General features: G+C 62.8%; 10 protein-coding genes and 1 pseudogene. 7 read left to right on the top strand and 4 right to left on the bottom strand.

Translation table 11 applies throughout. The annotated features are described in order from the left end of the window. The first annotated feature begins 1 nt into the window (after position 1). From rpmF to mutM, 3 genes are read left to right on the top strand one after another with little or no spacing between them, the layout of a single operon-like run. Positions 2-205, top strand: a complete 204-nt coding sequence (gene rpmF, locus DQ353_RS14785) for a 50S ribosomal protein L32 (protein WP_007273166.1) — start codon at positions 2-4, stop codon at positions 203-205. A 9-nt stretch (positions 206-214) separates the two neighbouring features. Continuing rightward, positions 215-916, top strand: coding sequence for a ribonuclease III (gene rnc, locus DQ353_RS14780; RefSeq protein ID WP_113763555.1), 702 nt, complete (start codon positions 215-217; stop codon positions 914-916). A 3-nt stretch (positions 917-919) separates the two neighbouring features. After that, the gene (gene mutM, locus DQ353_RS14775) at positions 920-1837 is read left to right on the top strand and encodes a bifunctional DNA-formamidopyrimidine glycosylase/DNA-(apurinic or apyrimidinic site) lyase (RefSeq protein WP_113763553.1); all 918 of its coding nucleotides are present in this window, start codon (positions 920-922) and stop codon (positions 1835-1837) included. A 27-nt stretch (positions 1838-1864) separates the two neighbouring features. Here mutM and DQ353_RS14770 read toward each other — a convergent pair whose 3' ends face one another. Next, positions 1865-2683 carry a serine hydrolase domain-containing protein gene (locus DQ353_RS14770; protein WP_113763551.1) on the bottom strand — a complete coding sequence of 273 codons (819 nt, stop codon included), beginning with the start codon at positions 2681-2683 and terminating at the stop codon, positions 1865-1867. A 136-nt stretch (positions 2684-2819) separates the two neighbouring features. Here DQ353_RS14770 and smc point away from each other — a divergent pair, with 136 nt between their 5' ends. Next, positions 2820-6404 carry a chromosome segregation protein SMC gene (gene smc / locus DQ353_RS14765; protein WP_181578418.1) on the top strand — a complete coding sequence of 1195 codons (3585 nt, stop codon included), beginning with the start codon at positions 2820-2822 and terminating at the stop codon, positions 6402-6404. A 51-nt stretch (positions 6405-6455) separates the two neighbouring features. Here the strand turns inward: smc and DQ353_RS14760 are convergent, their stop codons facing one another. Continuing rightward, the gene (locus tag DQ353_RS14760; RefSeq protein ID WP_113763547.1) at positions 6456-7727 is read right to left on the bottom strand and encodes an MFS transporter; all 1272 of its coding nucleotides are present in this window, start codon (positions 7725-7727) and stop codon (positions 6456-6458) included. 36 nt (positions 7728-7763) lie between these two features. On the opposite strand from DQ353_RS14760, the gene ftsY reads away from it, so the two are divergent. From ftsY to DQ353_RS22375, 3 genes and pseudogenes are all read left to right on the top strand, one after another. Then, on the top strand, positions 7764-8951 hold the full coding sequence (gene ftsY / locus DQ353_RS14755; protein ID WP_113763546.1) for a signal recognition particle-docking protein FtsY: 1188 nt from the start codon (positions 7764-7766) through the stop codon (positions 8949-8951). Positions 8952-9190: 239 nt separating this feature from the next. Next, the gene (locus DQ353_RS14750; RefSeq protein ID WP_113763544.1) at positions 9191-10522 is read left to right on the top strand and encodes an ammonium transporter; all 1332 of its coding nucleotides are present in this window, start codon (positions 9191-9193) and stop codon (positions 10520-10522) included. Further along, a pseudogene (locus DQ353_RS22375) lies at positions 10519-10659 on the top strand (P-II family nitrogen regulator); the annotation flags it as partial. The gene DQ353_RS14750 and the pseudogene DQ353_RS22375, both read left to right, overlap by 4 nt. Before the next feature lie 95 nt (positions 10660-10754). On the opposite strand, the gene DQ353_RS14740 reads toward DQ353_RS22375, so the two are convergent. Both DQ353_RS14740 and istA read right to left on the bottom strand, forming a co-directional pair. Further along, positions 10755-11528, bottom strand: coding sequence for an ATP-binding protein (locus DQ353_RS14740; protein ID WP_113763542.1), 774 nt, complete (start codon positions 11526-11528; stop codon positions 10755-10757). After that, entirely contained in the window at positions 11521-13173 is a 1653-nt protein-coding gene (istA, locus tag DQ353_RS14735; RefSeq protein ID WP_113763540.1) for an IS21 family transposase, read from the bottom strand. Before istA ends, DQ353_RS14740 begins: the two co-directional genes overlap by 8 nt. Positions 13174-13184: the final 11 nt, after the last annotated feature.

Below are 13184 nucleotides of genomic sequence, written 5' to 3'. Positions count from 1 at the left end.
CGTGGCTGTCCCGAAGAGGAAGATGTCCCGCTCAAACACTCGCGCCCGTCGCGCCCAGTGGAAGGCAACCGCGCCTACCCTGGTGAAGACCATGGAAAATGGCCGCGTCACCTACAGCCTGCCGCACCAGGCAAAGGTTGTCACGGATTCCGCAGGCACCGAGCTGTTCCTTGAATACAAGGGTCGCAAGGTCGCAGACGCGTAAGTCTGTCTGATGCCTTCAATAGAAGAGCTTTTGAAGCGTCTCGGGGTCAATATTGACCCCGAGACGCTTCGTCTTGCCCTCACACACCGTTCCTACGCCTACGAGCATGGTGGCATTCCCACCAACGAACGCCTCGAGTTCCTGGGGGATTCGGTCCTCGGCTATGCCGTCACCGACCACCTCTACAAGAACTACCCGGATCTGCCCGAAGGCGATCTGGCCAAGCGTCGCTCCGCAGTGGTTAGCACCCGTGCCCTCGCGGGCATAGCCCGTTCCCTGGGCGTGGGGGAGTTCATCCTCCTGGGCCAAGGTGAGATTCTTACCAATGGCAAGGACAAGTCGTCCATACTTGCCGACACCATGGAATCCCTGATCGGTGCAACGTTCCTGAACCACGGCATTGAAGTTGCCCGGCAAATGGTCATGCGCCTGATCCTGCCGCTGCTGCACGATGTGGATGTCCTAGGTGCCGGCACCGACTGGAAGACGGCCATCCAAGAGATCGCCGCAGCCAAAAAGCTTGGCAACATTGAGTACCGGGTCACGGGCTCCGGCCCTGACCACCAGCGCACATACCAAGCCGTGCTGCACATCGGCGGCACCGCCTACGGTGCGGGAACCGGACCTTCAAAGAAGGAAGCCGAACAGGAATCCGCTGCAGTGTCCTGGAAAATGGTTCGCCCTCAGGATGATTCCACCGAGGCCAAATAAGCAATGCCAGAGCTGCCTGAAGTAGAGGTGGTGAGGCGCGGCCTGGATGACTGGGTCGTTGGCCGCACCATCGAGTCGGTCCAGGTTGTTGACCCGCGGTCCGTTCGACGACACGTGGACGGTCCATCAGACTTCGCCGCGAGCCTTACCCACGCAAGCATTACGGCTGCCGTCCGCCGCGGCAAGTTCCTCTGGATGCCGGTGGACGGCTTGTCCATCCCCAGCGCACTGGTGGCGCATCTGGGCATGAGCGGACAGCTTCTGGTGGAGGAACCCGCGGCACCGGATGAAAAGCACCTCAAGGTGCGACTCGAACTTTCCAGTGAGGCCAACAAGCCCGGCCAATTGCGGTTCATTGACCAAAGAATCTTTGGCGGCATGTTTCTCTCGCCCATGGTACAAACCGGCGACCATTTCCCGGGAGGCATCGGGTCCGAGGATCCCCTGATCCCGGAGGCTGCCGCGCACATCGCTCGGGACGTGCTGGATCCGGCGTCCACTCCCGCAACGCTCTATGAAGCCCTGCGCAAGAAAAACACCCAGCTCAAGCGCGCCATCCTCGACCAGCAAGTGATCTCCGGCGTGGGCAACATCTACGCCGACGAGGCCCTGTGGGCGGCCAATCTCCACGGGTTGCGCTCTACGGCCACGATCCGCCGCCCGGACGTTGCCCGGCTTCACGCCGCGCTTGTGGACGTCATGGGCCGGGCGTTGGATGCGGGCGGCACCAGCTTCGATGCCCTCTACGTCAATGTCAACGGAGCTTCCGGATATTTTGACAGGTCCTTGAACGCCTACGGACGTGAAGGCAAGCAGTGCCTGCGTTGTGCCGAACAAGGCTTCGTGTCACTGATTCGTCGTGACCCGTTCATGGGGCGATCTTCCTACAGCTGCCCTCGGTGCCAGCGAAAACCCCGCTAGCCCGATCTGTCCAGCGGGGCTTCACCTCTACCGACCCCTGATCTCGGAAACAACCTTGTCGTTGAACGGTGTCCACGCCTCCACTGCCCACGGTCCAAAGGGCTTGTCTGTCAGGGTCACGCAGGCGGCGTCCAACGCCGGGTCTACCCACAGGAATGTGCCGGCCTGGCCAAAGTGTCCATAGGTCTGAGGTGAATTGAGCAGCCCGGTCCAGTGCGGGGACTTCTCGGAACGTATCTCGAAACCCAGGCCCCAGGTATTGTCGGTTTGGCGCCCATAACCGGGCAGAATCCCGGGAAGACCCGGGAACACCACGTGCGTGGCCTGGGAGTGGGTTTGCACGTCCAAGAGCGTGGGACTCTGCAATTCGGTGGCGAATAGGACCAGGTCGCCCAGCGTGGAGGTGCCGTCCGCGGCTGCGCGGCCGTCCAGGGTGGTTGAATCCATGCCCAGGGGCTGCAGGACCGCCTCGCCCAGGTATTCCGCAAAGCTCATCTCGGTGGCCTGTTCCAAAGTCTCTGCAAGCACCTCAAAACCGACATTCGAGTAGAGCCGACGATCCCCGGGAGCGAAACGGACCTTGCGCTCGGCAAAGTCGTAGCCGGAGGTGTGTGCCAAGAGATGCTTGACCGTGGACCCCTCGGGGCCGGCCGGGGTGTCAAGCTCAAAGGCGCCCTCCTCCAATGCCACCAAGCACGCATAGGAACTGAGCAACTTGGTCACCGAGGCAAGTGCATAGCGATGATCCGCATCGCCATGCGATCCCAAGACCGTTCCGTCCGCGGCAACAACGGCGGAGGCCGCGTGTGTCGAAGGCCATGAATCAATGGCCAAAAGGCTCTTCAAGGGGTCTGCTCCTAGCTTTCGTGATGAAAATACCTGCATGCCGGCCTTGACCTACGCCATCGAGTCGGGGTGACTCGATAGGATGGAAGGCAGCCCACCGACCACTTTAGCCACCAAATACCCAGGACGCCCCCACGTGCATTTGAAAACACTCACCGTTCGCGGCTTCAAGTCTTTCGCCTCGGCGACGACCTTTGAATTCGAACCGGGTGTCACCGCGGTGGTGGGGCCCAACGGTTCGGGCAAATCGAACGTTGTGGACGCTTTGGCCTGGGTCATGGGGGAGCAGGGCGCCAAGACGCTGCGCGGCGGCAAAATGGAAGACGTCATCTTCGCTGGGACCTCCGGCCGGGCGCCGTTGGGGCGAGCCCACGTCTCACTGACGATCGACAACAGCGACGGCGCGCTACCCATCGAGTACGCCGAAGTCACGATCTCCAGGACCTTGTTCCGCGCGGGCGGCTCCGAGTACGCCATCAACGGCAATTCCTGCCGCCTGCTGGACATCCAAGAGCTTTTGTCTGATTCCGGCCTTGGCCGCGAAATGCACGTGATTGTCGGCCAGGGGCAGTTGGACCGGATCCTGCATGCCACACCCGAGGACCGCCGCGGATTCATCGAGGAAGCAGCCGGCGTGCTCAAGCACCGGCGACGCAAGGAAAAGACCGTACGCAAACTCGATGCCATGCAGGGGAACCTGAACCGGCTCGAGGACCTCACCGGTGAAATCCGCCGCCAGCTCACCCCCTTGGGAAAACAAGCCAAGATTGCCCGCCGCGCACAGGCCGTCCAATTCGAGGTTCGTGATGCCAAGTCTCGGCTCATGGCAGACGACCTGGTAACGCTTCGCACGGCCCTGGAAAAAGACATCTCCGACGAGGCAACCCAGCGAGCTGCCCAGCAGGTCGTCCAAGGACGACTTGAAGAATCCAGGGCGGAACTGACCAGCCTGGAGGTGGCCGCAGCACATGCCACTCCGGCACTTAACAAGGCCCGGGACCTCTGGTTCGGGCTGACGTCCACCCGAGAACGATTCAGGTCCCTGGGTGCCTTGTCGGCCGAACGCTCACGCCTGCTGGGAACCGACGGCCCCGAATTCGACCCAAGCCGCGATCCCGACAGATTGGAGTCGCAGGCCGAACGCCTCGGCGACGAACTCGAGGAATTGGAAGAGAACCTGGAGATGCGCCAGGAGCTGCTGGAAGAAGCACTCGAAGCCAAAGCGGAAGCCGAGGAAGCCGCCCACGCGGAGCAACAGCGCCTGACCAACGAATTGCGCACGGCTGCAGACCGCCGCGAAGGATTGGCGCGGCTGGCCGGACAGATCGGTGCATCCCGCAGCAAGGCTGAAGCCACCGAGGGGGAACTGGGCCGCCTGAGGCAGTCCCTGACGGGATGGGCCGAGCGTCGCGAGGGAACCGCGAACGAGTTTGCCGCCCTCGAACAACAGGCAGCCTCCGTCCAGGGCGGCGAGGAAGACCTCGACACGGCCTATGAGAATGCAGCCGACCGCCACGAGGCCTTGGTGGCCAAGATGGATGCCCAGCGGGTGGCCGAGCAGGAACTTGCAACCACGCTCGGTGCCTTGCGAGGAAGGCTTGAGGCGCTGCGCATGGGGGCGGTCCGCAAGGATGCCTCCGAAGAAATCCTAGCCGGTGGGCACGAAGGATTGTTGGGTCGTTTTTCGCAATACCTTGAGGTTGAAAACGGCTATGAAATTGCCGTTGCCGCTGCCTTGGGTCCGGTTGCCGAAGCCATTGCCGTGGAGGAACTTGACCACGCGTTGGCAATCCTTGGGGACCTGCGGGAAACCGACGGCGGCCGGGTGCACTTGGTCAACGGCAACCTGGATGCAGCAACACAGCCCAATGCCGCAGCTTCCCTTGGAAAGCACGTCCTTGAGGTCATCGGAACCCCCGAGGCATTGGCTGGAACGCTTGCGCACCTGCTTCACGCCACGGTGGTTGTGGCCGACCTATCCGAAGCCCGGAGACTGCTGGAGAACGACCCACATTTGAGGGCCGTGACACTGGCCGGAGACATCCTTACCTCGGGCACCGCCAGTGGCGGGACGACAGCCGCCCCCTCATTGATTGAACAGAACGCCGCCATCAGTGAAACCGAGGCCGAGCTGTCATCGGTTGACGAGAAGCTCGTAGCCATGCGCCTCGAAGCCGCGGAGCTCACCGCCCAGCTCATGGCGGCGGAGGAGGCCGCGGATGCGGCGCTGAGCCGGCTGCACGATTCCGATGCCAGGATCTCGGCCGTGGCCCAGCGCATGGAGCATCTAGGTTCCTTGCTTCGCCAGGGCCACGGTGAGCGAGAACGCCTCGAACAACAGATCGCGGTGGCGCAAGAAAAGCTCGAGGTGGAGCAGGAAAAGCTCGCCGAACTTATCGAACGCATGGACATGGCCCAGGAAGCGCCCGAGGACTACGAACCCGAAACGGACCAACGCGATGAGCTTGCTGCGGCCGCCTCCGCAGCCCGGCAGAAGGAACTCGACGCCCGTCTGGCCCTGCGCAGTGCGGAGGAACGCGCCAACGCACTTCGTGGCCGCGTCGAGTCGCTGAAGCGGGCGGCGGAGACCGAACGCCGGGCCCGTGCCGAGGCACAGCGCCGCGCCGAGATTCGCCGAAGCCAGGCATTGGCTGCTCGAGAGGTCTCGGGCAAGGTCGAGCGCGTCATTTCCTTTATGGACGTGTCGATCGAGCTTGCCGACCGGGAACGCGAGCAGCTCCAGCAGCGGCGCGAAGAACTGGAAGCAGAACTGTCATTGGTCCGCGCGCGGGTGGACAAGCTGGGCCACGAATTGGCCGAACTGACCAACTCGGTGCACCGCGACGAAATGGCGCGTGCCGAGCAGCGCCTGCGGATCGAGACGCTCGAGAACCGGTCGATTGAAGAACTCGGGCTCACCAGTGAGCACCTTGTTGAAAACTTTGGGCCTCACCTGCCGGTGCCCCAGCCGCCTCCTGAAGACGACAAGTGGGCCGCCCTTCGCCAAGAAGTCGATGACGAGGGCAACACGGTTCCCGAGGGAATTGCCTTTGACCGTGCCGAGCAGGAAAAACGGCTGAAGAAGGCCGAAAGGGACCTTTCGGCCTTGGGCCGGGTAAACCCGTTGGCATTGGAAGAGTTCGCCGCGCTCGAGGAACGGCACAAGTTCCTGACCTCCCAGTTGGAGGACTTGAAGAACAGTCGCAAGGACCTGCTGGACATTATCAAGGACGTTGACGAGCGGGTAGAGCGGGTTTTCGCCGAGGCCTACAACGACACCGCGGCGCAATTCGAGCGCGTCTTCGGCCGTCTCTTTCCCGGGGGAGACGGACGTCTTGTCCTTACCGACCCGGACAACATGCTCACCACCGGCATCGAAGTCGAGGCACGCCCCGCAGGCAAGAAGATCAAACGCCTGTCACTGCTCTCGGGCGGGGAAAGGTCGCTGACGGCCGTTGCCTTGCTGGTAGCCATCTTCAAGGCCCGGCCTTCACCCTTCTACGTCATGGACGAGGTGGAAGCGGCACTGGACGACACCAACCTGGGTCGGCTGATCACGATCTTTGAAGAGCTGCGCGAGTCGAGCCAGCTGATTGTGATCACCCACCAGAAGCGCACCATGGAAGTCGCGGATGCGCTATACGGGGTGACCATGCGTGGAGACGGGGTTTCCATGGTGATCAGCCAACGCGTTGAGCGCGAGGAAGCCCAAAGCGCATAGAGGTGCCGAGTCGTTGCCGGGAGATCCTGCAATGGCGGACGCGCGCATTGACTAGGGCATCGGCGAGTCATGGGTGGAGGGTTCACGTTTCTCCTTGACCAGCAACCAGGCCACGACACCGAAGAAGCCCAAGGCTCCACTGACGGTGAAGGCCCATCCGAAGCCCACCTGGTCGGCAATGAGGCCTGCAAGGATTGGGCCAATGATGGATCCAAAGTCGGTGGCCATCTGGAATGTGGCCAAGACCTTCCCTCCGTTTCGACCCTGTCCCACCACGTCGGCAATGGCGGCCTGTTGGGCCGGCCCCATGAGCCCGGTGCCAATGCCGCCAATGACTGATAGGGCAATGAACCACGGGATATTGTCCACCCAGCCGATTGCGGCAGTGGAGAGCGACGCGATTGACAGCCCCACAAGAATCGGGAGCCTCCGTCCGTAGGTGTCGGTGAGCCTGCCGGCGACGGTCAACGCTGCACCGTTGCCAACGGCAAAGATTGCCAGCGCCAGGCCAGCCAGCAACGTTCCCTTTGAGGCAAACGCGGCGACGGCAAAGAGCGGGATCAACGACATTCGGACGCCAAAGGCCATCCAGCCGTTGGTGAACCCTGACACCAGCGCCGCCTTGAAGGAAGCAGCGCCCCAGGCCTCCGACAGCGGAATTCGTTCAACAACGACGGCTTCTTCGGCTGCGCTTTTCTCGGTGGCCCCACGCGAATGCGACAGTGAGAAGTACACAATTGCTGCGGCAACAATGAGCGCACCGCCGTAGATGAAAAACGGAATCCGGAAACCCATGCCGGCCGCAAAGGAGCCCAGCACAGGACCAGCAACATTTCCGAGCAGGAACGAGCCGGAATACAACCCGGCGATGCGGCCCCGGATCTCTCGCGGCGACATCCGGGCAATCAGGGCCATGGCCGAGACCGTAAACATGGTTGAACCCAGTCCGCCCAATCCGCGGAAGATCAGCAGTTGGGTATAAGTCTGCGCGAAGCCGCACAGGATCGTCGAAGCGGCGACAATCAACACACCCGTGACATAGACGGTGGGTTCCCCCAGCCGATCGGTCAGCTTCCCGCTGACGGGTGCGAAGATCAGCCGGGCAAAAGCGAAGATGCTGACAATGACGCTGGCGGCGGCAACACCGACGTTAAAGCTGGTCGCAAATTGGGGAAGGATCGGAGCAATGAGCCCGAAGCCCAAGGCAACAACAAAGGCGGCCGCGACAAGGACACGGATTTCTCGGGGGACCGACGGCAATTTCCGTAAATCCGGATTAACCGGTTTTTCTGGGAAATCGGAAGTCGAAGCATTCTTAGGCATAGGTAAGACAAGTTTAGTCTGTGAGAAGCTAGGACAGTGTCAGAACAACTTAACTTGATCATTGTCCTCGTTGCAGTGGTTGCCGTCATTGGTATTGGTGCTGCCTTCTTCCTTGTGCGTGGCCGTAAGGCAACCAAGGGAACGTACACCGGTCCGCGCGACGCCAACGACCCAGCGCCCACGCTCACCACAGATGCACCATCCACCGAAGCCCCGGAGGCATCGGCCCCGGCCGAGGCCGCGGAAATCGAAATTGTGGACGAAACCGCCGGAAAGGTGCTCGTCCCCACCGATGTCCCGGAACCGGTCCAGGGGCGTCTGGCGCGGCTGCGCGCCCGCCTGAGCAAGTCCAACACCGTCCTGGGCAAGAGCTTGCTCGCCCTCTTGAGCCAGGACAAGATCGACGAAGACGTCTGGGACGAAATCGAAGAGACCTTGCTCTTGGCAGATTTGGGCACCGAACCGACCCTTGAGCTCGTGGACGCCTTGCGCGAACGAGTCAAGGTTGAAGGTAGCCGTGACCCGCAGCGGGTCCACGACATGCTCCGCGAGGAACTCATCAAGCTGGTCGACCCCACCATGGACCGCAACTTCATCCCGGTTCGCCATGCGGATCGCCCGAACGTGATCATGGTGGTTGGCGTCAACGGCGTCGGCAAGACCACCACCATCGGCAAGATGGCCCGCGTGTTGGTTGCCGAGAACAAGGACGTCATCCTCGGTGCGGCAGATACCTTCCGCGCCGCTGCCGCCGAACAACTGGCCACATGGGGCGACCGCGTGGGTGTACCCACCGTCAAGTCCGACATCGATGGAGCCGACCCGGCATCCGTTGCCTTCGAGGCAGTGACCGCGGGCATCGAGCAGGAAGTCGACATAGTCATGATCGACACCGCCGGCCGCCTGCAGAACAAGGTTGGCCTCATGGATGAGCTTGGCAAGATCAAGCGAGTCATTGAAAAGAAGGCAACCGTTGACGAGGTCCTTTTGGTCCTGGATGCGACGACCGGACAGAATGGCCTGAACCAGGCCAAGGTCTTCTCCGAGGTCGTCAACGTCACCGGTATCGTCCTGACCAAGCTCGACGGCACCGCCAAGGGTGGCATCGTCGTGGCGATCCAGCGGCAGCTCGGTGTTCCGGTCAAGCTGGTTGGCCTGGGCGAAGGCCCGGACGACCTGGCACCGTTTGATGCCGAAGCCTTTGTCGACGCACTGCTCGACTAGCTACTACCTTGGGACTTGAACCCAATAGCTGAGCGAAGGGCGGCCACGCAGAGCGTGGCCGCCCTTCGCATGCCACCAAGACCCGGAAACAAGCACGCAATGTGCAAGACACGAGCCTTTTACTTCAAGGCCGATTCGGTAACCACCCCGAAACGGTTGGTCGAATCGCACGTAACACCGCCAAGGAATTCTTGAATCAGGCGAGAAAGACTCGCGAGCGATTCAGGGAGGCGTTAGACATGGAGCTAACAACGACTCAGGTGTGGATGATGGTGTGTGCCGCGCTCGTCCTGCTGATGACCCCGGCACTGGCATTCTTCTACGGTGGAATGACCCGGGCCAAAAGCGTACTGAACATGATGATGATGAGTTTCTCTGCCATCGCCCTCGTCACCGTGGTGTGGGTGCTCTGGGGAAACTCCATGTCGGGCGGCGGCGCAAACATTGGCGGCTTGTTCGGAAACCCCGCTGACGGGTTCGGGATGGGATCCATGCTCGGCACCGACGGCTTCATCGCCGCCGGTTACGGAGCGACCTTCGCGATCATCACCGTTGCACTGATTTCCGGGGCCGTGGCGGACCGCGCAAAATTCAGCGCCTGGATGGTATTTGTTCCCGTCTGGGTGACCGTGGTCTACGCACCGATCGCCTTCTGGGTCTGGGGCGGCGGCATCCTCGGAGCAGACGGCGCCATCGGCTCGGTGGTGGGCGAGGCCATTGACTTCGCCGGAGGCACCGTGGTGCACATCAATGCCGGCGTTGCCGGATTGATCTTGGCGCTAATCCTTGGCAAGCGTCGCGGTTTCGGGAAGGATCCGAGCCAGCGACCCCACAATATCCCCTTTGTCATGCTCGGTGCGGCCCTGCTCTGGTTCGGATGGTTCGGGTTCAACGGCGGCGCCGCCAGCACCGCCGAGGAGGCAGGCCTGATCTGGGTGAACACCCTGGCAGCCCCCGCTGCAGCATTGCTTGGCTGGATCCTTGTCGAGCGCCTTCGCGACGGCCACAGCACGTCCTTGGGCGCGGCCTCCGGAATCGTGGCCGGTCTGGTGGCCATCACCCCGGCCTGCGCCAACATCACTCCGGTTGCCGCCCTTGGATTGGGCATCGTTGCCGGCGTCGCCTCGGCCCTGGCCGTGGGGCTGAAGTACCGCTGGGGATACGACGATTCACTTGATGTGGTGGGTGTGCACCTGGTCTCCGGCATCATTGGAACCGTGGCCCTGGGATTCATTGCCCTTCCCGTTGACGGGGTGGGTGGCGGACTCTTCTACGGCGGCGGGTTCGGGCAGCTCTGGGCACAGATTGTTGCCTGCCTGGTGGTCATGTCCTTCACCGCCATCATGACAGCCATCATCGGCCTTGCCATTCACAAGACCATGGGCTTCCGCATCACCACCGAGCACGAAATCGCCGGCATCGACCTGATGCAGCACGCCGAAACCGGCTACGAGTTCGGAGGCCTGGGTACCGGCGGAACTTTCGTCCCGCACCCGGCCACCTCGGCACACCTGAAGTCCACCGCCGCCGACAAGGATGCGGATCGAGTCAAGGAAGAGGTCAACGCATGAAACTCGTGACAGCCATCATCCGGCCCGAAAAGACCGACCAGATCCGGGAGGCACTCGAGTCCTACGGAGTCCAGGGCATGACCATCAGCCAAGCCAGCGGTTACGGTCGGCAGCGCGGACACACGCAGGTCTACCGGTGTTTAGACGAGGCTTTCGGTAGCAGGTGCGGGTCGATCCGGTAGCAAGCGTGGGTGGACCCGGAAGCACCGGGTCCACCGCCGCTGCCTTCGGTTTAGGAGGTGACGGCACCTTCCTGTTCGGTGTGGATGTGACGACGCATGTTCGGTCCGTCGAGCTGGATGAGCTCACTGGTCGAGACGATGCGGTTGAGGATCGATTCTGCGACGACCGCGTCGTGCAGCGACTTGTACCAGTCCTCGGGATCGAACTGCGAGGTCACCACCGTGGCACCGCGGCCTTCCCTCCCGGCAAGGATGTTCAGCAGTTCGCTGGCCGCGTCCGGGGTGATCGGCGTGGTCAGCAGATCGTCCAGGACCAGGACATCGCAGTCGTGCAGGCCGGCCAGGAAGGCCAGCCGTTGAGGGTCGGAGCGGTGATAGACCGCCAGCTGGTTTGCCAGGTCATCGAGCCGGAAGTAGCGTGCGGTGTAGTCCCGGCGGCAGGCGGCATTGACTAACGCCTGGGCGAGGTAGGACTTGCCGACGCTGGATTTGCCGAGGATGACCAGGTTCGTGGTGTTCTCGATCCACCGGCAGGAGGCAAGCCGTGCGATGACTTCCCGGTTCAGGCTCCGGTCCGGAAGGAAATGGATATCCTCCACGCAGGCCTCCGGGTTCGGTGTTTTCGATTCCTTGAGCAGCTTCAGCATCCGCCGTTGCGACCGGGCGGCAGTTTCCTGCTCCAGGGCATGGCGGATTTTCCGGGAGAACGTCCATTCGTCGTAGGCCGGATCGTTGGCGATGTCGATGACGGCCTGGCCGAACGCGGTCAGCCGCAGCCGCGTGAACAGGCCCATGTCGTCTTCGGTCAGGTGGTGGTCAAGCACGGTCCGCTCCGTTCTCGTCCCCGGACCCCGCTGGCCGCTTCAGCGCCTCGAGGCTGAACTCCGCGATCCCGCCCAGATGGGCCTTGCTCGTATCCCGGTGCCCCGGTGGCGGAGCCGCTGGCATCCCCGCTGAGCGCTGCCCGCCGTCGGCTGCGGGCCGTTCGGCATGGGCCGCCCGCAGCGCAGCCATCCGGTTCTTGAGCGCGGTATAGCTGATCTGGATCCGCTCGTCCTGCCCACACAGCTCGCCACAGGCCTGTTCCAGCAGCCTGCGGTTGTTGCCCTTGCCCAGGCCCAGGATGTTCATGCAGGAGCGATAACCCTGGGCCTCGATCTTCATCCGGTCCAGCAGCCGGGTGAAGGCTTGAACCGTGTGGGGGCCGACCTTGGCCGCCTGCCGCAGGAAGTAGGCCCGGGTCCATAAAAGGGACGTGTCCTCGTAGCCGGCGGGGGCATGGACCGGGTCGGTGACAAAACCGTGGCGCCGCGTGCCGCGCGGGTGGGTGGCCACGATGTCGCCGTCGGCCAGGATCGCGACCTGCTCGCCGACGATCCGCACGTCCAGGAGCTGCCCGGCATGCCGGTGGGGAACCGAATATTTCACCGTATCGAGCTGGACATGCCAGTCACGGGAGACGCGCGCCTTCCGCCACTGCACCGGCTGCCACCGCTGCTCGGGCAGCTCCATCAACTCGGGCTGCTCGGCCTCCTGGAACCAGGCCCGGCGGGAGCGGGCCTCGCCACGGAACGGGGTGCGGTCATTGATCATCTCCACCCGTTCCGCCACGGCCTCGTTCAGCTCGTCCAGGCTCGCGAAGCGCCTCTCTGCCAGGTAGTGGATGACCCAGTTCGTCACGACCTTCACCCCCGCCTCCACGTTCGCCTTCTGTTTCGGGCTTGCGGCCTTGGTCGGGGCGGCCGCGGTCCGGTAATGCTCCAGGAATGCGGCGTAGGACTGGTTGACGTCCCTGGCTTTTTCGTAGCGGCTGATCTGGTTCGATGCCGTGGAGGCGTTGTCCGGCACGACGACCTGGCTGACACCCTGAAAATACTCGAAGGCCCGTCGGTGGGCGTCGCACCACGCCGCCATTTTCTCGTCCAGGAAGCCGTGGGCGAAGATCATGCCCGAGTACGGCAACGACGCCACGAAGACCGAGACGTTACTCGTTTCCTGGGTGATCGGGTCCGTCAGCCGCATCCGGGTCCCGGCCCAGTCGACCTGCATCGTGCGTCCCGGCACGTGGGTAATGGGGCTGGTCAGGTCATGGACGCGGACATGCTCGGAAACGATCTCGCAGAACCGGTCATACCCGTAGAACCGGGCGGACCCGTCCGCAGGGGTCTCGAGGTAGCGGGCCCAGAGGACCTTCAATGGCGGCTTCTTCCGGCCGATCCGGGCCGCCACCACCGCCTCGATATCGATCGGGACGAACGCGCCGGGCGTTGGCTTGCGCCCGTCCGTGAACAACCGGTCCACGTCCTCGGCAGTCAGCGCCTGGATCTGCTCGTCGGTCGTGAAGCCCTCGGCGTTGAGGATCTGGCGGGCCTTCGCGATCGTGCGATGCGAGCATCCGGCCAATGCCTGGACCTCCCGATAGGAATAGCCCCGCACCAGCAGGGACATGATGTGTCGGTAATCAGCCATGACAGTTGGTT

The sequence above is a fragment of the Arthrobacter sp. AQ5-05 genome, assembly GCF_003287975.1.
In the GTDB taxonomy this organism is placed as follows: domain Bacteria; phylum Actinomycetota; class Actinomycetes; order Actinomycetales; family Micrococcaceae; genus Paeniglutamicibacter.
This window is presented reverse-complemented; position numbering and strand designations above follow the sequence as displayed.